Below are 18,801 nucleotides of genomic sequence, written 5' to 3'. Positions count from 1 at the left end.
ATGAACGATGCAATCCCGGTCTCGAAAACGATTCCTACCGGCGGCCAAACAATACGCCCCGACGAGGCCGCGCATTTCGGCCGCCTGGCCAAGGATTGGTGGGACCCGAAGGGGTCGAGCGCCATGCTGCACAAGCTCAATCCGGTGCGGCTGGGCTTCGTGCGCGAGGCCGTCGATCTGCACTGGGGCGGCGATGTGCGCGGGCGCAAGCCGCTCGCGGGCAAGAGCGCGCTCGATGTCGGATGCGGCGCGGGGCTGTTGTGCGAACCGCTGGCGCGATTGGGCGCGGAGGTCACCGGCGTCGATGCCGCGCCCGAAAACATCGCGGCGGCGGCGCTTCATGCCGAAGCGGGCGGGCTCGCCATCCGCTATATGGCGGGCGAATTGGGCGCGCTCGATCTCGGACAGTTCGATTGCGTCACCTGCCTCGAAGTGATCGAGCATGTCGCGGACAAGGGCGCATTCGTCCATCAGCTGGCGGAAAGCCTGGCGGATGACGGGCTGTTGATCCTCTCGACGCCGAACCGCACCGCCAAATCGCGCCTGCTGATGGTCACCGCCGCCGAGACTGCGGGGCTGATCCCGCGCGGTACACATGATTGGGATGATTTCATCGCGCCGGACGATCTGGAGCAATTGCTCGCCGCCGCCGGGCTTCAGATGGGCGAGCCGCGCGGCATCGCCTTCTCAGCCACGAAGGGCCTGCATTTGTCGAGCGATCTTGCCTTGAACTACATCGTTACCGCGCGCCGAGCCTGACGAAGGCCCTCCGGTCGAGCGCGACCAGAACCGCGAACAGGGCGAGTGCGCCCATCACGTAATAGCGATAGGGGTCGCCGCTATCGCCGAGCACCCAGGCGATCACCACGCCTACGCCGCCGAACAGCGTTAGACCTGCGCCCCAAAGGCGATAGCGCGCCGCCGCCGCAGCTCCGATGGCCGCGAGCGAGCAGGCGATCAGGACCTGAACGAAAACAGGATTGTCGAGCGCTTCTGGAGACAGAACCGCCACTGCGATCATGCCGAGCGCGAACAGGACCCACAGGAACGCGTGAAGCCACAGCAGCCAGCGTACCCAGCGGCGCGGCGCGGTGTGCGTACCCTCCTCCGACTTTCCCGTCATTCGGCGCGCACCGCCCTGACGGTTTCGATGACGTTGTCGGTGAATGCTCCATCGACCCCCGCCTGTTCGAGAAGAGCCACCAGCCCCGCAAGATCGCCCGGCGCGCCCTCGCCTCCGGCGGAGCGCAATGGCACTGGCAGGAAAGCGTTTTCCCGGCGCACGGTCCAGGCGTGGACATCCAGGCCCGCCGCCTTGGCCGCCTGCGTCAGCCCGGTCGACGCGCCGCTCTCCGTCAACAGGACGCGCAGATCGGCGCCGATCGCGTCGGCATAGGTCGCGATTTCGGCCAGCCCGCTCGGCGCGATCATGTCGGCATAGCGCATCGCGGGCGCATCCGCCGGACCGCCTTGCGCCGCGACGAGCTGAACCAGCGGCGTCTCTACCAACCGGTCGAGCCGCCGCAGCGGTTCGACTTCGAACACCTGGACGAAGACCCTGTCATCCGCATCGTCGAGATCGTGCTTGCGCAAAGCCGCCACCATCAGGTCGACCATGTCGATACCCGCATTCTGGAGCAGGAAGGTCGGGTGCTTGAGTTCGGGATAAAGGCCGATCCGCCGCCCGGTCTCGGCCTCCTTGGCACGGACCAGCGCCACGATCTCGTCGAAGGTCGGGACCGGATACAGCCCGTCGAAACGCGCATTCGCGGGGCGCAGCGAAGGTATCCGCTCCTTCGCGCGCAGCGTCCGCAATTCGGCGAGCGTGAAATCCTCCGCGAACCAGCCCGCCACGCGCTGCCCGTCCACCTCCTTGGTGCGGCGGCGATCGGCGAACTCCTCGCGGCTCGCGACATCGGTCGTGCCCGACAATTCGTTCTCGTGCCGGGCGACGAGCACCAGATCCTTCGTCGCGACCAAGTCGGGTTCGATATAATCCGCCCCCTGGTCGATCGCGCGCTCATAGGCGGCGAGCGTGTGTTCGGGCCGCTCCCCGCTCGCGCCGCGATGGGCGATGACGAGAAACTCGGCCTGCGCCGCGCCCGCCATCATAAGCATGACCAGAGCCGCCAGAACGGCAATCGCCCGTCTTAGCAAAACGCATTCTCCCATTCGCTCTCGCTGAAGCCGACCAGCGTGCGCTGCCCGTCCTCATGCTGGGCAATGGGGCGCTTTATCAGGCTGGTGTGTTGCAGCATGAGGTCGATCGCCTTTTCGCGGTCGAGATCGGCCCTGTCGCTCTCGTCCAGCTTGCGAAACGTAGTGCCGCGACGGTTCAACAGGCTCTCCCACCCGCACCGATCCGCCCAGCGTTCAAGCGTGGCACGATCCGCGCCGGTTTTCTTGTAATCGTGAAAGGCGTAATCGAGCCCGTTCGCGTCCAGCCATTTGCGGGCTTTCTTGACGCTGTCGCAATTGGGGATGCCGTAGATTTGGATTTTGGCCATGATGGTTCCGGACACGTGATTTCGGCGAAAATCGGATGTGCCCGTTGTTTGCCAGTGCCACAAGCCGTGTCGGTTTTGGAGGTTGTTCAAGGATAAGCAGATGGTCCGCTCACACCCCCTCTTTTGTCGACGTACGCCATTGGTTTAGATCCGTTCGAAAACTAACAGACGGATCATGTGAAATCTGAGCAAGGCGCGTAAACCTTACGACTGGCGATTGACCCAGAAATCTGTTTCGATAGCCTCTATGATGCCGCGGCACGCATTCGAGCGAAGGGAACATGGATGCTTAGCTGGCTTGTTTACGCTCAACCTCGTCTATGCGGTCCACCGCTAAAGAAGCGGTGCCTGCATAGCAGGTCGTCTTGTCGTACGAAGCTGACGCTTTTGCTTCTACTCCTCTGCATCGCGATAGCGCCTGGGCCGGGCTGGGCGCAGAGCAACCCGCCTTCGCTCGACAGCTATTGCGACACCGCGACGCTGCCCCAAAGCGTCCTTATCGGCACGCAAACCAAGAGCGATATCGACACCGGCCTTTACTTGGTCTCGATACGGATGATTGCTACCGGGAACCGATTTTCCTCGAATGTAATCAGTATGCGACCACTGACTGGGCAGTTGTTCCTAGAAGACGGCCGCTATGTCCGCCTCCCTTTTCAAACCCTTGCAGATGTCGACGGATCGATTGAGGCTGAATTCTCTTGCGAGTCAATTCCTGAACGATTTGGTCGACCGGCCTCACCCCTTCATGCCGATGTCACTAGACTGGAGAACGCCCCTTCTATCGAAGGTTACAAGTTTGTCTCAGTGAGTGGGACCCGATATGGTGCAGATAGCTATCTAGGTTTGTGGGTCAGTACCGATAGCATTGGCGCTGGCTTGCGCGACAGCCTACTCGTGAAATTTTCCAATCCACAGAGTGGCTCCGAGCAGGGCGCTACCGATTTTGAAATTCTGACGCGGATTCCAATCGTCTTCGATAAGGTAATTGTTCAGCCTTCGCTGCATGGCCCTTCGGCCACCATCTATCTCATATCCAACCAATCCATGGCACGGGGCGACATAGTGATTGCATCGCTCAACTGGACGCGATGGTGAGGAGCTCTATTGGTCACTTGCACATCAACACTGGTGGGCAGGTATCCATTCCCCAGACTTTGGGGAATTCCCTGGACGCGGTTCGGTAACGCGCTAGGTCGAATAATTCGATTGCCCAGCCCTACCCGCACCGCGTCAAATGAGCATCAGCGATCGCCACTGCAAGCGCATCGGCGGCGTCCGCTCCCGCGACGCAGGTCCCCGGTAACAGCACTTTGAGCATGGCCTGGACCTGCGGCTTTTCCGCAGCTCCGGTGCCGACGACCGCTTTCTTGACGAGGCGGGCGGCGTGTTCGTTCACGGCGAGCCCGGCCATCCCGCACGCCGCCAGCACCGCGCCGCGCGCCTGGGCGAGTTTCAGGGTCGATTGCGGGTTCTTGTTGACGAAGACCTCTTCCGCCGCCGCGCGCATGGGGCGGTGTTCCAGGATGATTGCGGCGAGGGCCGACTGGATCGCCGCCAGCCGTGCGGCCATCGGCGCTTTCACGTCGGTCCTGATCTGACCGTTCGCGACATGGGCGAGGCGCGATCCTTCGGCCCGGATCACGCCCCAGCCGGTGCAGGACAGGGAAGGGTCGAGGCCGAGTATCAGCATCCGACGCTCAGGCCTGCCGGGACATGATCAGCCCAGCTTCTCCATCACCTCGTCCGAGATGTCATAATTGCCCCACACGGTCTGCACGTCGTCATCATCGTCCAGCGTGTCGATCAGCTTCAGCAGCGTGCTGGCATGGCCCTCGTCCATCTCGACCGTAAGATTGGGCTTCCAGGCGAGCTTCACCGTCTCCGCCTCACCCAGCGATGTTTCGAGATCGCTCGCCACTTGGTGGAGATCGTCCGCCGCGGTCCAGATCTCGTGCCCGTCCTCGGAGGAGACGATATCTTCCGCGCCCGCTTCCATCGCGGCTTCGAGGACCTTGTCCTCGCTCCCCGCATCGGCGGGGTAGACGATCAGGCCGAGCCGGTCGAACCCGTGCACGACCGACCCTTCGGTGCCGAGATTGCCGCCATTCTTGGAAAAGGCAGTGCGCACGGCGGTGGCGGTGCGGTTGCGATTGTCGGTCAGCGCCTCGACGATGATCGCGCTGCCGCCGGGGCCGTAGCCTTCGTAGCGGACCTCTTCAAAATTCTCGCCATCGGCCGCGCTCGCCTTGTCGATCGCGCGCTGGATATTGTCCTTGGGCATGGACTGCGCCTTGGCCGCGTTCACCGCCAGGCGCAGGCGCGGGTTCATGTCGGGATCGGGCATACCCATCTTGGCCGCCACGGTGATCTCGCGGCTGAGCTTGGAAAACAGGTTGGACCGTTTCTTGTCCTGCGCACCCTTGCGGTGCATGATATTCTTGAATTTGGAATGGCCTGCCATGGGAAACCTGTAAGAGGGAACGATGGGATCGGGCCCCGAACGGGGCCGCGGATGGCGCGGCCTTACACCCGCCTAGCGCCGATGGGCAACCTTTAGGCCGCCATAACGCGCCTATTGTTGCGGACGGCTGTGGCGGGCGAAGAAGGCCCACAACACCTCGTTGTCGACCACCCAGCTGTGCCCGCCCTCGCTATCGATCCGCGCAGCGACCTCCGCGCCCTCCGTGCAATCGCCATAGCGTTCCTCGTAGATGCCGGGTGCCACCCAGTTGGTCGTCGGCGCGGCCTCGCAGCGGTTGAGCTGCGCCCAGCGCTGCTCGGCTGCGTGCATCGAATAGCCCCAGCGCAGGCCCTGCCCACCCGCGAGCGGGTTGGTATTGTCCTTCAACCCCGCAAAGGCGAGCACCGGCATCGGGTTTTCGGGCGTGCAAGTGGCGGGATCGACCTCGCTTTCGTCGTCCGCCTTCGCGATACCGGCGCGCAGGCCAACGACCGGTGCGATCGCCGCGTAACGATCGCTCTCGACGCAACCGAGCCACGAGGTCATCCGCCCGCCGCCCGAAAGCCCGGTCGAATAGATTCTCGCCGGATCGACGCACCCGCCCTCGACAAGGGCATCGGCGATGGAAGACACATGATCGACATCGTCGCGGTCCTGCGGCCCAGGAAGCTCGCCCGCCACGGTGGGCACGCCGGGAATGTTCCACGCAAACCCTTCGCCGAGCGGGATGCCGGCATCGGGCGCGACGAGGATGAAACCATGCGCATCGGCGGTCGCGGCGAGTTTGCTGTCGCGCAGCATCGCGGCCCCCGTCCCGCCGCTGCCATGCAGCAGGAAGACGAGCGGCACCGCGCCCTGGGCGGGATCGTAACCCTTCGGCGTGTGTACGAGAATGGGAGGCCCATCCTGCGACACAAGCCGCATGGGGGCACTCTCACCCGCCGGAGGGAGCAGGCACGCAGCCGAGGCCGGGGCGGAGAACAGGCAGAGCGCGCCGAGCGCAAAAAGGGAGTGCTTCATGCGCAGGGCATCGCACACACCCGACAGGCGCCGCAAGGGTCGTATCCCCTCGCCCGCGCAGACCAATCAGATGCGCACGGCGGTCCCGCTGGCGGAGACCATCAGCATCGATCCGGTGTCGCCGATCACCTCGTAATCGAGATCGACGCCGACTACGGCGTTTCCGCCCAGCGCGGCGCATTCGGCCTGCAATTCCTGGATCGCCTGTTCGCGTGCATCGCGCAGGATGCGCTCGTAACTGCCCGATCGCCCGCCCACGATGTCACGGATATTGGCGAACAGGTCGCGGAACAGGTTCGCGCCGACGATCACCTCGCCGGTGACGATGCCGAGGTAATCCTGGATCGGCTTGCCCTCGATCGTGGGAGTGGTCGTCACGGTAATCCCGCGCGCGTCTTTCCAGGGGCCGGCCATCATCTTCTCCTGCGTAGGTTCGAATGCCGTATTAGTAGGACAATACAGCTGGTCTCGTCAACCGGGCTCGCCTCACCTGCCCTCTCAACCCATGCCGAGCGCGGCCTTGTAGGTGTCGAGGATCATCTCCTGTTCGCTGCGATCGTCGGGCTTCATCTTACGCAGGCGGACGATCTGGCGCATGATCTTGGGATCGTAACCCACCGCCTTCGCCTCGGCATAGACGTCGCGCACGTCGTCGGCGATGCCCTTCTTTTCTTCCTCGAGGCGTTCGATGCGCTCGATCAGCAGGCGCAGGCGGTCGTCGGTGGCTTCGGCCATCTCGTATACTCCAATGTGATTCGGGATAGGTTGCGCGCTCGATAGCCAGAGGCGCGGCGGGGGTGAAGTGGGCCGTGCGGATTATTCCGCGTCCGCTTTCGCGTTCTTCGCCACGCTCTCCTGCATCCGTGCCAGCTGCTCCTCGGTCGCGGGGGACTGGCGCGTGGCCTTCCATTGCACGCTCGGCATCCCGTGGATGAGTTCGCGCGCCGCTTCCTTGTCGCCATCGAAACCGGCATCGCGGATCCAGTCGGCAAGGCAATTGCGGCAAAAGCCCGAAAGGCCCATCAGATCGATGTTCTGCGCATCGTGGCGATGCTGCAAATGACGGACCAGGCGGCGAAAGGCCTCGGCCGCGACAGCGTCGGGGAGCGCATCGAGCGCGTCGGTCTTGGTATTCGTATCCACGGTGGGCATAGTCCTTGTCTTGCAACGCGGGGGTGGCATAGGCGGTAGCCATGACGATCAAGAAATTCGATCCGCGCGCGCGGAAGGTCAAGATTCTCGCCACCATCGGCCCGGCGAGCCGCGATCCCGATATGCTGCGGCGCCTGTTCAAGGCCGGTGCCGACGCCTTCCGGGTCAATATGAGCCATGGCGAGCATTCCGTGCATGGCGAGACGATCCGCGCGATCCGCGCGCTGGAAAAGGAATTCGCGCGGCCGATCGCGATCCTGGCGGATTTGCAGGGGCCGAAACTGCGCGTCGGCACCTTCAAGGACGGCAAGGCGGTGATCCGCCATTCGGGCCATTTCACGCTCGACCGCAATCCCGAGCCGGGCGACGAGACGCGCGTCCAACTGCCGCACCCCGAATTGTTCGGCCTGCTCGAAAAGGGGCAGCGCCTGTTGATCAATGACGGCAAGATCCGCCTGCGCGTGATCCGGGCGGACGAGGATGCGATCCTGTGTTCGGCGGAAGTCGGCGGCGTGATCTCGGATCGCAAGGGTGTGAACGTCCCCGATGCGGAAGTGCCGATCCCCGCGCTGACGGAAAAGGACCGCAAGGACCTCGCCTTCGCGATGGAACAGGGGGTCGACTGGATCGGGTTGAGCTTCGTCCAGCGGCCCGAGGATCTGGCCGAAGCGCGCAGGCTGATGGGCGGAAGGGGCGGGCTGTGCGCCAAGATCGAGAAGCCGATGGCGGTGCGCCGCCTCGCCGAAATCGTCGAGTTGTCGGACGCGATCATGGTCGCGCGCGGCGATCTCGGCGTCGAGCTGGAGCCGCAGGAGGTTCCGCCGCTTCAGAAACAGATCGTCAACGCCTCGCGCCTGTCGGGCAAGCCGGTGATCGTCGCGACGCAGATGCTCGAATCGATGATCGAAAGCCCCGCGCCGACCCGCGCCGAAGTCTCCGACGTGGCCAATGCGGTCTATGACGGGGCGGACGTCATCATGCTGTCGGCGGAAACCGCCGCTGGCGACTGGCCGGAAGAAGCGGTCACGATCATGGACAAGATCGCCATCCAGGTGGAGCGCGACGAGGCCTATCTGGGCCGTGTCCGCTTCCTCGACACCCCGCCCGACCGGACCACCGCAGACGCGCTCAGCCATGCCTGCATGACGATCGCGGATACGGTTTCGATCCGCGCGATCACGGTGTTCACCGGATCAGGATCGACCGCGCGGCGCGTCGCGCGCGAGCGGCCCTCGGTGCCGATGCTGGTGCTGACGCCCTCCATGGCGACCGCGCGGCGCGTGGGGCTGTTGTGGGGCGCCCATGCCGTGGCGACCAAGGATATCGGCAGCTTCGAGGAGATGATCGCCAAGGGCAAGCGCATGGCGCTGCGCCACGGGCTGGGCGAAGGCGGCGACAAGCTGATCGCGCTGGCGGGCGTGCCGTTCGGAACGCCGGGGGCGACCAACCTGCTCCATGTCGTCACGCTCAGCGGCGACGAATTGGAGAATTACGAGAAGGAGCGCGCGCTCCAGAAATAGGCTTCAGGTGGGCGCGATTCTTTCGTCGACCGGCGCGCCGCATTGCTCCATCGCCAGCTGGATCGTGCGATGGAAGCAGCAGATATTCGCATCGAGCGAGGTCAGCGCGCGTGTCACCGGCTCGTGCGCCTCGGCGAAATGGACCGCGATGTCCATCTCGTGCAATCGCTCCGTCAGGCGCCGCAGCATCGCCGCTCCGCTGGCATCGACACCGTTGACCGCGCGCATGTCGATAACGAGGCAGGTCACCCCGTCATGGCGGGCGAGGCAGGCGAAAATCTCGTCCTCGCAAAAGGCGGCATTGCCGAAATAGATCGACCGGTCGATCCGCACGATCAGGACCGGCAGCGTGTCGATGGTGACCGCATCGCGATCCACTGACCGGAACGACGCGCCGCCATCGTCGCTGCCTACCCGCGTCACGCGCGGTAGCGACGAGAACCAGAGGAAATGCGCCAACCCCGCGCCCGCGCCGATGGCGAGACCCAGCCTGACGCCGAAGATCAGCGTGGCGAGGAATGCGATGCCGACGATCGCGCCTTCGATCCGGTCATGCGCGACGATCTCCCTGATCGCGCGGATCTTGATGAGGCCGAACACCGCACTGATGACCAGCGCCGCCAGCGCGGTCTTGGGCAGCAGGGACAGATAGGGCGCGAGGAACAGCAACACCGCGAGCACGACGAGAGAGGCCACGATCGAGGCCAGGGGGCTGCGCGCGCCGCTATCCTCGACCAGCGCCGATCGGCTGAGGCTCGCGCCGACCGCATAGCCCCCCGTCGCGACCGCGGCGATATTGCCGAGGCCCAGCGCCACCGCTTCACGACTGGTGTCGAGAGCGCTGCGATCCTTCCCCGCGAGCGACTTCGCGACGGCGGTGGCCGTGACGAACACGATCACCGCGACGGCCAACGCGCTCGGCAGCAGGGAGAGCCAGAGCGAAGGCCCGCCTAGCGGCCAAGGCGGGCTCGGCAGACCGCGCTCGACCGCCGCCACCGTCTCCACGGGCGCGGCGATCTGCGAGACGGCAAGCGCGGCAAGGACGATCACGACGAAGGGCAGCGATTTCGCCACGGCCTGGCGGAAGGGCGGATGCAGGCCGAGCTTCCACAGGATCGCGGCGGCATAGCGATTGATGAGCAGCAGCGCGCCGAGGCTGGCGAGACCAATTACGGTGGTCGCCCAGCTGAACCCGCCGATCCCGCTCCACAGGCCTTGCAGCGCGGTCGGCAGGTCGCCCGCGCGCGGGGCCTCGACACCGATCAAAGTCGGCAGCTGGCTCGCCGCGATGAGGAAAGCGGCGGCGGCGGTAAAACCGAGCAGGACCGGCTCGCTGATGAAATTGACCAGCCGACCGAGACCGAGCGCGCCGAGGAGCGCCAGGGCGACGCCTGCTTCGACCGCGATCACCGCCGCAGCGATTTCGGGCGGCACGGGGGCATTGCCCGCCGCCTCCGCGACGACGAGGGAGACGAGAGCCACCGGACCCATCGAGACAAAATTGCTGGTGCCGAACAGGGCATAGATCAGGGGCGGTAATAAGGCGGCGAACAGCCCGGTCTGCGGCGGCAGGCCCGCCAGCTGGGCATAGGCCATGGCCTGCGGGACCAGCAGGATGGAGAGGATCAGCCCGGCGACAATATCCTTGACCAGCGCGCCTGTGGTCAGATCGGTCAGCCAGCCGACACGCGGCTTGAGAGCCTGTCCGATCATGGTTGGCCGATCATGGTTGGCCGATCATGGTAAGCGTCTCCCGATCAGCCCTGCTCCGCCGCAGCCATCAGGCGCCGTCGCGCCTCCGCTTCGCCGATCAGCGGCAGCAATTCGCCCATGTCGGGGCCGGATGCCTGCCCGGTCAACGCCAGCCGCAGCGGCAGGAACAGGGGTTTGCCCTTGCGTCCGGTCGCATCCTTGAGCCGCCCGGTGAGCGAATGCCAAGGGTCTTCCCCCCAGACGAGCGCGTCAGCGGCAATGGCGCAATAAGCGCGATCCTCGTCCGACAGCTCGGGCACCGGCACGGGTCCCGTGACGAGGCGCCAGATCCCGGCGGCATCGGCGACTTTCTCGAGATTGGGCCGCACCGCGTGCCAGCCCGCAGCATCCATCCCGTCGGGCAGGCGATCGGCCACGTCGGCATAGTCCATTCGGTGCACCAGCGCGGCATTGATGCGGTCGAGCTCGCCGTCATCGAACCGGGCCGGGGCGCGGCCGAAAGTGGAGAGGTCGAACGTCTCGACAAGGCTATCCCTTTCCGCGATCGGTTCGACCGGCAAGGATGTTCCGAGACGAGCGAGCAAGGCGACCAGCGCATCCGGTTCGATCCCGCGTTCGCGAAAAGCGTCGCAGCCGAGCGCTCCCAGCCGCTTCGACAGCTTGCCCTCGCTCCCCACCAGCAAGGCCTCGTGCGCGAATTCCGGCATCATGGCAGCGCCCTTATGCTGCGCAGCAATAAGTGCGGTAAACATCTGAATCTGAACGGCGGTATTGGATACGTGGTCCTCTCCGCGCAGAACGTTGGTTACGCCCATTTCGAGATCGTCCACCGCGCTTGGCAACATGTAGAGCCAGGACCCGTCGGCGCGGCGGATCACCGGATCGGAGAGCTGCGCAGCGTCGAATTTCTGTTTCCCGCGCACCCCGTCTTCCCACACGATCGGCGTGTCGTGGTCGAGCTTGAAGCGCCAGTGCGGTGCGATCCCTTCGGCTTCCTTCGCTGCACGATCCTTCTCGCTCAGTGCCAGGGCGCCGCGGTCGTAGATCGGCGGCAGTCCGCGCCCGAGCTGGATCTTGCGCTTCAGTTCGAGTTCCTGCGCCGTCTCGTAGCAGGGATAGACCCTCGCCGCTTCCCGCAGGCTTTCGAACGCCGCCTCGTAATGCGGCAACCGCTCGGACTGGCGCTCTTCGCCATCGGGACGAAGGCCCAGCCAGGCCAGATCGTCCCGGATCGCCTCCACATATTCCTCGCGGCTGCGGTCCGCGTCGGTATCGTCGATCCGCAACAGGAACCGCCCGCCCGCCTTGCGCGCCAGCATCCAGTTATGCAGCGCGGTGCGGATATTGCCGACATGGAGGCGCCCGGTCGGGGACGGGGCGAAGCGGGTCACGGTCATAGGAACGGTGGTTGGCGCGTTGGTCATCGCGGGCTGCGATAGCGAAAGGCCGCGAAGGTGGCGAGAGCCCGCAATCGTTCTTTCCCGGCGATCAGGCGCTCTGTCCTGATTGCTTGCGCCGCCGCAGGATCGCGTCGCGCGCGGCGGCGTAGTCCAGCACGCCATCGCCCCGGTCCGCCCCCAGCCCCGCACGCACCCGGTCCAGTTCGGAGGCGGCGAGCGGTTCGAGGATCAGATAGCCCTGTGCTTCATCGCAGCCCAATTCGCCGAGGATCTGCAATTGCGCGCGATCCTCGATCCCTTCGGCTGTCACCTGCATCCCCAGGCTGCGTCCCAAGGCGATCACCGTGCTGACGATCGCGCGGGACGAGGCACTGGTGGTCAGATCCTTCACGAAACTCCTGTCGATCTTGATCCGGTCGAAGGGGAAACGCCGCAGATAGCTGAGGGAGGAATAGCCGGTCCCGAAATCGTCGAGCGCGATCTTGATCCCGCTGGCGCGCAGGCGATCGAGCGTCGCAGTGGCGGACGAATCGGCCTGGAGGATGACGTGTTCGGTGATCTCGAATTCGATGCGGCTGGGATCGAACCCGGTCGCGGCGAGCGCATCGGCAATGGTTGGAAGCAGGTCCACCGAACGGATCTGACTGGGCGAGAGATTGATGCTGAGACGGAAATTCCCTTTCCAGCCCGCCATCTCGGTAAGCGCCTGGCGGATCACGAATTCCCCCAGGGGGACGATCAATCCGGTTTCCTCCGCGATTGCGAGGAATTCGTCGGGTGGCAACATCCCGCGTTCGGGATGATCCCAGCGCACCAGCGCCTCATAGGCCGTAGTCCGCCCGGTCGCGATGTCGATGACGGGCTGATAATGGACGCGCAGGCCCCCTTCAAGCAGCGCGACGCGCAGGTCCTGTTCGGTGCGGCGGCGTTGCTGGACCTTTGCGTCAAGCGCGCGGTCGAACAGGGCGAGCTGCCCCCTCCCCTTCGCCTTGGCTGCGACGATGGCGAGATCAGCCCGCCTCACCAGCTCCTCCGCCTCGCAGGCTTCTTCGGAACAGCGCGCGATGCCGACGCTGCCCGATACCTCGATCAGGCGATCCTCGACCAGGAAGGGTTCGCGCATGGCGGCCAGCAGGCGGTGACCGCGTTCGATCAGCATCCCGTCGCCAAGCGCGCTTTCGATCACGATCGCGAACTCGTCCGCAGCCAGCCGCGCGACGAGGTCCGCTTCGCGCAATTGGGATTTCAGGCGCCAGCCGACTTCGCACAGGATCGCATCGGCCGTGCGATGGCCGAACGTGTCGTTGATCGCCTTGAAATCGTCGAGATCGAGATAGAACAGCGCGATCCTGCGGACAGGGTCACCGGTCAGCCCCATTCGCTCGCGCAAATGTTCGGTGAAGGCGTGGCGGTTGGCGAGACCGGTCAGATCGTCGTGCAAGGCGAGATACCGCACGCGCTCCTCGGTGCGGAAAGCTTCGGTCACGTCGCGCAGGACACCAGTGACGAAGCCATTAGCTTTCGGCCGTCCGCTGACTCGCCATATCCGCGTCTGTCCCCTGATGTCGAGCTTCACGATCTCGTCGCGGAACGGAACCCGGTTCGCGAGCAGATCGACGAGGCGCGTGCGCTGCCGACCTTCTATGAACAGGTCGCCGAAGGGCGTTCCCTCCACCGCTTCGATATCCTGTCCGAGGAAATTGGCGAGACGCTGCGACACATCGCGCAAGCGACCGCGGGGCCCCACCGACCACAGACAGTCCTGCGCCTGGGTTTCGTATTCGTTCAGAAGCAGGCGGACGGTCTGTTCGTTTTCCAGCCGCATATTCTCGCCGATCGTCGCCTCGACAAAGGCGCGATCCTGCGAGATCGTAAAGCGTGCGAGGATCAGCGCATAGGGCACCAGCAGCAGGACGACCCATATCGCCGCTGAACCGGCGACTGTCAGCGCGCTGAGGGTGATGCCGATGAGGATAGCAGTCAGATGCACGAAGCTTGCGCGCGGCACACCCCGGTGCAGCAGCATCGTTCCGACGAAGGTCAGCGCGGCGACGAGGATCAGGAGCGCGAGGCGTTCTCCTGAAGCATAGCGCGCAAAGAGCACGAAGCTCGCAGCCCAGAAGATCGATGTCGCAGCCTTTGCCGCCACGATTCGGTTGAGATGGGTGCGCACCTCGCTACCGTCCAGCGTCTCGCACGTCGCGGCCCTGATGATCGTATGGCGGATCGCGAGGAGGATGAAGGCTAACAGCAGCCAAGCTGCCAGAGCCGGATGCGGCACGACACCATAGAATGCAGCGGCAAGGATGATCGCGGTGAGGCTCGTCGCGATCTGCGCAATCGGTCCGGTGGCGATGGCCGTCTCGAGGCGCCGCTTCCGAACGAGCGCTGCGCTATCGCAAGCCTGCGTCACCCTGCATCCCACTCGACGCCTCCGTGAGCGATCCGCCCCAGGCATCCCCACGCCGGGCCGGATTCAGTCGATAAACCAATCGCATTTCCGAAGGCTTTTCGAGCCCTGAATCGATGCGAGTCGGTAAGTATCGGTTATCATTTAACAAAATGTATCCGAAATCAATATGATAGAACCATCGCCTGACGGACCCTCATCGAGGGCAAGAAAAACCCCGCCGGAGCATGGCTCCGGCGGGGTCAATCCCGTCACTGAGATGGAAGGGGGCTTATTCGCCGTCGGCCGCTTCCTCGTTCAGATAGTCACCCGCATCGGCGTCGGTGCCGTGCGTTTCGCCTTCCATCCGGGCCAGCGGATCGTCGCCGATCGCCGCGTCCGAATCCTGCGCGAGTTCGGCTGCGTGTTCCTCTTCCGCGGTCTGGGCCGCCAGGATCGCTTCCTGCGCCTTCTTCCACTGAGCGCGCAGGGCAGCGTCGCGGCTGGAAGCGGTGATCCGCATCCGGTTCATGCCCGCGCCGGTCCCGGCGGGGATGAGACGGCCCACGATCACGTTCTCCTTCAGGCCGACCAGCGTGTCCTTCTTGCCCTCGACCGCAGCCTGGGTGAGCACGCGCGTGGTTTCCTGGAACGAGGCAGCCGAGATGAAGGACCGGGTCTGGAGCGACGCCTTGGTGATCCCCAGCAGGATCGGCGTGCCCTCGGCCTTCTTCTTGTTGCGCGCCAGCTTGGCGTTGTACTCGTCCATCTCGGCACGATCGACCTGTTCGCCCGGCAGCAGCGTGGTGTCGCCGCCATCGGTGATCTCGACCTTCTGCAGCATCTGACGAACGATCGTCTCGATGTGCTTGTCGTTGATCTTCACGCCCTGGAGTCGATAGACTTCCTGGATCTCGTTCACGAGATACTCGGCCAGCGCCTCGACGCCCATGACTTCGAGGATGTCGTGCGGGTTGGGCGAACCGGAAATCAGGGTGTCACCCTTCTTCACGAAGTCGCCTTCCTGAACGTCGATCACCTTGGTCTTGGGGATCAGGTATTCCACCGGATCACCCTCTTCCGGGATGATCGCGATCTTGCGCTTGGCCTTGTATTCGCGGACGAATTCGATCTTGCCCGAAATCTTGGCGATGACCGACATGTCCTTGGGCAGGCGTGCCTCGAACAGTTCGGCCACGCGCGGCAGACCGCCGGTGATGTCGCGGGTCTTGGCGGCTTCGCGGCTGGCACGGGCGAGGATGTCGCCCGCTTCGACCTGCTGGCCGTCCTCGACCGACATCGTGGTGCCCGGCGCCAGCATATAGCGCGCGGCTTCCGCTTCGTCCCCGGCTTCGTTGAAGAGAGTGATGCGCGGGCGCAGCTCTTCCTTCTTCTTGCGGCCGGTGGCGCGGTTTTCGGTGACGACGCGCTGGGCGATGCCGGTGGCATCGTCGACGCGTTCTTCCAGGGTCGAGCCTTCGACCAGATCCTGGAACTTCACCACACCCGACTGTTCGGTGATGATCGGGAGCGAGAACGGATCCCACTCGGCCAGACGGCCACCCTCTTCGACCTGCTCGCCATCCTTGTGCATCAGCATAGTGCCGTAGGGCACCTTGTGGATTTCACGCTCGCGGCCTTCGCTGTCGATCACCGCCAGCTCGCCATTGCGGGCGAGCGAGAGGATACGACCGCGCTTGTCGGTGATGGTCGGCATATCGCGATAGACGACCTTACCGGCCGACACCGCTTCGAGGTGGCTCGTTTCGTTGAGCTGCGCCGCACCGCCGATGTGGAAGGTCCGCATGGTCAGCTGCGTGCCCGGCTCGCCGATCGACTGCGCCGCGATGACGCCCACGGCCTCGCCGATATTGACCGGCGTACCGCGTGCAAGATCGCGTCCGTAGCAGGTCGCGCAAACGCCCTGTTCGGCTTCGCAGACCAGCGGCGAGCGGATCTTGGCGACCTGGACTTCGGCTTCCTCGATGGCCTTGACCATCGGTTCGTCGAGCAGCGTGCCGGCCTTGGCGATGACTTCGCCGGTGGCGGCGTTCACCGCATCCTCGGCCAGGGTACGGCCCAGAATACGCTCGCCGAGCGAAGCGATCACCGAACCGCCCTGGACGATGGCGCGCATGTCGAGCGCGTTCTCGGTCTTGCAGTCCTCCATCACGATCGTGCAGTCCTGCGACACGTCGACGAGGCGGCGGGTCAGATAGCCCGAGTTCGCGGTCTTCAACGCCGTGTCCGCGAGACCCTTGCGGGCGCCGTGGGTGGAGTTGAAGTATTCGAGGACGTTCAGGCCTTCCTTGAAGTTCGAGATGATCGGGTTCTCGATGATCTCGCCCGACGGCTTGGCCATGAGGCCGCGCATACCCGCCAGCTGCTTCATCTGCGCCGGGCTGCCACGCGCGCCGGAGTGCGACATCATGTAGATCGAGTTGATCTGGGCCTGCTTGCCGTCATCGTCGATCGGCTGCGACTTGATCTCGTCCATCATGGCGTCCGCCACCTGGTCGCCGCAACGGCTCCAGGCGTCGATCACCTTGTTGTACTTCTCCTGCTGCGTGATCAGGCCGTCCTGATACTGCTGCTCGTAATCGGCGACGAGCGACTTGGTCTCCTCGACCATCCCGACCTTGCTTTCGGGGATGATCATGTCGTCCTTGCCGAACGAGATGCCGGCCTTGAACGCGTGGCGGAAGCCCAGCGTCATGATCGCATCGGCGAACAGCACCGTGTCCTTCTGGCCGGTGTGACGATAGACCTCGTCGATCACGTCGGCGATGTCCTTCTTCGTCAGCAGTCGGTTGACGATGTCGAACGGAACCTTGTGGTTCTTGGGCAGGCATTCGCCGATCAGCATACGCCCGGCGGTCGTCTCGAAGCGCTGCATCGAAATGGCACCGCTCTCGTCGGCCTGCGGAACGCGGGCGAGGATCTTGGTGTGGAGCGAAACCTGCTTCGTCTCCAGCGCCTGGTGCACTTCGGCCATGTCCGAGAACATGGGCAGCTTCTCGACCTTCTCGCCCTTGTCGTTCTCGACGAATTCGGGCGTCTTTTCCTGCCGTTCCATCGACAGGTAATAAAGGCCGAGGACCATGTCCTGCGAGGGCACGATGATCGGCTTGCCGTTGGCGGGCGAGAGGATGTTGTTGGTCGACATCATCAGCACGCGCGCTTCCAGCTGCGCCTCGAGGCTCAGCGGGACGTGGACGGCCATCTGGTCGCCGTCGAAGTCGGCGTTGAAGGCGGCGCAGACCAGCGGGTGAAGCTGGATCGCCTTACCCTCGATCAGGACGGGCTCGAAGGCCTGGATGCCGAGGCGGTGGAGCGTCGGTGCGCGGTTCAGCAGCACCGGGTGTTCGCGGATCACCTCGTCAAGGATGTCCCAGACTTCCTTGCGCTCCTTCTCGACCCACTTCTTGGCCTGCTTCAGGGTCATCGAGAGACCCTTGGCGTCGAGGCGGGCGTAGATGAACGGCTTGAACAGTTCGAGCGCCATCTTCTTGGGCAGGCCGCACTGGTGCAGCTTGAGTTCCGGCCCGGTCACGATGACCGAACGGCCCGAATAGTCGACACGCTTACCCAGAAGGTTCTGGCGGAAGCGGCCCTGCTTGCCCTTGAGCATGTCGGAGAGCGACTTCAGCGGACGCTTGTTGGCGCCCGTGATGACGCGGCCGCGACGGCCATTGTCAAACAGCGCGTCGACGGCTTCCTGAAGCATACGCTTTTCGTTGCGGACGATGATGTCCGGCGCGCGCAGTTCGATCAGGCGCTTCAACCGATTGTTGCGGTTGATGACGCGGCGATAGAGATCGTTCAGATCCGAGGTCGCGAAGCGGCCACCATCCAGCGGAACCAGCGGGCGCAGTTCCGGCGGGATGACCGGGATCACTTCGAGGATCATCCATTCGGGGCGGTTGCCCGAATCGATGAAGCTTTCGACGACCTTCAGACGCTTGATGATCTTGGCGGGCTTCAGCTTCGACTTGGTGGTCGCGAGTTCCTCCATGAGGTCGTCGCGCTCCTGCTCCAGGTCGAGGTCCATGAGCATCAGCTTGACCGCTTCCGCGCCGATCCCGGCGGTGAAGGCGTCTTCGCCATATTCGTCCTGCGCTTCGAGGAGGTCGTCCTCGCTCAGCAGCTGGAACTTCTCGAGCGGGGTCAGGCCCGGCTCGGTGACGATGTAGCTTTCGAAATACAGCACGCGCTCGAGCTGCTTGAGCTGCATGTCGAGCAGCAGGCCGATGCGGCTGGGGAGCGATTTCAGGAACCAGATATGCGCGACCGGCGCGGCCAGTTCGATATGGCCCATGCGCTCGCGGCGCACCTTGGTAACGGTGACTTCGACGCCGCATTTCTCGCAGACGACGCCCTTGTACTTCATGCGCTTGTACTTGCCGCACAGGCACTCGTAATCCTTCACCGGACCGAAGATGCGCGCGCAGAACAGCCCGTCACGCTCGGGCTTGAACGTGCGGTAGTTGATCGTCTCGGGCTTCTTGATCTCGCCGAAGCTCCACGAGCGGATACGCTCGGGGCTGGCGATGCCGATCTGGATCTCGTCGAAGGTTTCGGGCTTCGCGAGCTGGTTGGTGAATTTGGTCAGTTCGTTCATGTCTCAATTCCCTTT

16 protein-coding genes are annotated in these 18,801 nt (G+C 64.3%); 3 read left to right on the top strand and 13 right to left on the bottom strand.

Going from position 1 to position 18,801, the window contains the following annotated elements:
• Entirely contained in the window at positions 1–759 is a 759-nt protein-coding gene (gene ubiG / locus GRI47_RS13815) for a bifunctional 2-polyprenyl-6-hydroxyphenol methylase/3-demethylubiquinol 3-O-methyltransferase UbiG (protein WP_160661958.1), read from the top strand.
• On the opposite strand, the gene GRI47_RS13810 is transcribed toward ubiG, so the two are convergent.
• The 3 genes from GRI47_RS13810 to GRI47_RS13800 are packed head-to-tail and all read right to left on the bottom strand — an operon-like array spanning position 740 to position 2,507.
• On the bottom strand, positions 740–1,123 hold the full coding sequence (locus tag GRI47_RS13810) for a hypothetical protein (RefSeq protein WP_160661957.1): 384 nt from the start codon (positions 1,121–1,123) through the stop codon (positions 740–742). The genes ubiG and GRI47_RS13810 overlap by 20 nt on opposite strands.
• Positions 1,120–2,118: a glycerophosphodiester phosphodiesterase family protein gene (locus tag GRI47_RS13805; RefSeq protein WP_160661956.1), complete on the bottom strand. Its 999-nt coding sequence runs from the start codon at positions 2,116–2,118 to the stop codon at positions 1,120–1,122. Before GRI47_RS13805 ends, GRI47_RS13810 begins: the two co-directional genes overlap by 4 nt.
• A gap of 32 nt (positions 2,119–2,150) precedes the next feature.
• Positions 2,151–2,507 carry an ArsC family reductase gene (locus GRI47_RS13800; RefSeq protein ID WP_160661955.1) on the bottom strand — a complete coding sequence of 119 codons (357 nt, stop codon included), beginning with the start codon at positions 2,505–2,507 and terminating at the stop codon, positions 2,151–2,153.
• Positions 2,508–3,104: 597 nt separating this feature from the next.
• On the opposite strand from GRI47_RS13800, the gene GRI47_RS13795 reads away from it, so the two are divergent.
• Positions 3,105–3,605 (top strand): hypothetical protein, encoded by a 501-nt coding sequence (locus GRI47_RS13795; protein WP_160661954.1) that lies wholly within the window; start codon positions 3,105–3,107, stop codon positions 3,603–3,605.
• A 121-nt stretch (positions 3,606–3,726) separates the two neighbouring features.
• Here the strand turns inward: GRI47_RS13795 and ruvC are convergent, their stop codons facing one another.
• The 6 genes from ruvC to GRI47_RS13765 all read right to left on the bottom strand — a co-directional run bounded on the left by ruvC (position 3,727) and on the right by GRI47_RS13765 (position 7,134).
• Complete coding sequence (gene ruvC / locus GRI47_RS13790; protein WP_160661953.1) at positions 3,727–4,200, bottom strand: crossover junction endodeoxyribonuclease RuvC; 474 nt, start codon at positions 4,198–4,200, stop codon at positions 3,727–3,729.
• A gap of 27 nt (positions 4,201–4,227) precedes the next feature.
• On the bottom strand, positions 4,228–4,971 hold the full coding sequence (locus GRI47_RS13785) for a YebC/PmpR family DNA-binding transcriptional regulator (RefSeq protein WP_160661952.1): 744 nt from the start codon (positions 4,969–4,971) through the stop codon (positions 4,228–4,230).
• Positions 4,972–5,082: 111 nt separating this feature from the next.
• Positions 5,083–5,991, bottom strand: coding sequence for a CE1 family esterase (locus GRI47_RS13780; RefSeq protein ID WP_160661951.1), 909 nt, complete (start codon positions 5,989–5,991; stop codon positions 5,083–5,085).
• 66 nt (positions 5,992–6,057) lie between these two features.
• Positions 6,058–6,375 (bottom strand): heavy metal-binding domain-containing protein, encoded by a 318-nt coding sequence (locus GRI47_RS13775; RefSeq protein WP_160661979.1) that lies wholly within the window; start codon positions 6,373–6,375, stop codon positions 6,058–6,060.
• Positions 6,376–6,489: 114 nt separating this feature from the next.
• Entirely contained in the window at positions 6,490–6,726 is a 237-nt protein-coding gene (locus GRI47_RS13770) for a DUF2312 domain-containing protein (protein WP_067678053.1), read from the bottom strand.
• Positions 6,727–6,807: 81 nt separating this feature from the next.
• A complete protein-coding gene (locus GRI47_RS13765) occupies positions 6,808–7,134 on the bottom strand; it encodes a DUF1244 domain-containing protein (RefSeq protein WP_337190708.1) in 327 nt (108 codons plus the stop codon).
• Between the two features lie 50 nt (positions 7,135–7,184).
• On the opposite strand from GRI47_RS13765, the gene pyk reads away from it, so the two are divergent.
• A complete protein-coding gene (gene pyk, locus GRI47_RS13760; protein ID WP_160661949.1) occupies positions 7,185–8,663 on the top strand; it encodes a pyruvate kinase in 1,479 nt (492 codons plus the stop codon).
• 3 nt (positions 8,664–8,666) lie between these two features.
• Here pyk and GRI47_RS13755 read toward each other — a convergent pair whose 3' ends face one another.
• The 4 genes from GRI47_RS13755 to rpoC form a co-directional block, all read right to left on the bottom strand.
• On the bottom strand, positions 8,667–10,376 hold the full coding sequence (locus GRI47_RS13755; protein ID WP_160661948.1) for a SulP family inorganic anion transporter: 1,710 nt from the start codon (positions 10,374–10,376) through the stop codon (positions 8,667–8,669).
• A 44-nt stretch (positions 10,377–10,420) separates the two neighbouring features.
• The gene (gene gltX, locus GRI47_RS13750) at positions 10,421–11,773 is read right to left on the bottom strand and encodes a glutamate--tRNA ligase (protein WP_160661978.1); all 1,353 of its coding nucleotides are present in this window, start codon (positions 11,771–11,773) and stop codon (positions 10,421–10,423) included.
• A 91-nt stretch (positions 11,774–11,864) separates the two neighbouring features.
• The gene (locus GRI47_RS13745; protein ID WP_160661947.1) at positions 11,865–14,189 is read right to left on the bottom strand and encodes an EAL domain-containing protein; all 2,325 of its coding nucleotides are present in this window, start codon (positions 14,187–14,189) and stop codon (positions 11,865–11,867) included.
• 268 nt (positions 14,190–14,457) lie between these two features.
• Entirely contained in the window at positions 14,458–18,786 is a 4,329-nt protein-coding gene (gene rpoC, locus GRI47_RS13740; RefSeq protein ID WP_160661946.1) for a DNA-directed RNA polymerase subunit beta', read from the bottom strand.
• Positions 18,787–18,801 lie beyond the last annotated feature (15 nt).

The organism is Qipengyuania pelagi (assembly GCF_009827295.1).
GTDB lineage: Bacteria > Pseudomonadota > Alphaproteobacteria > Sphingomonadales > Sphingomonadaceae > Qipengyuania > Qipengyuania pelagi.
This window is presented reverse-complemented; position numbering and strand designations above follow the sequence as displayed.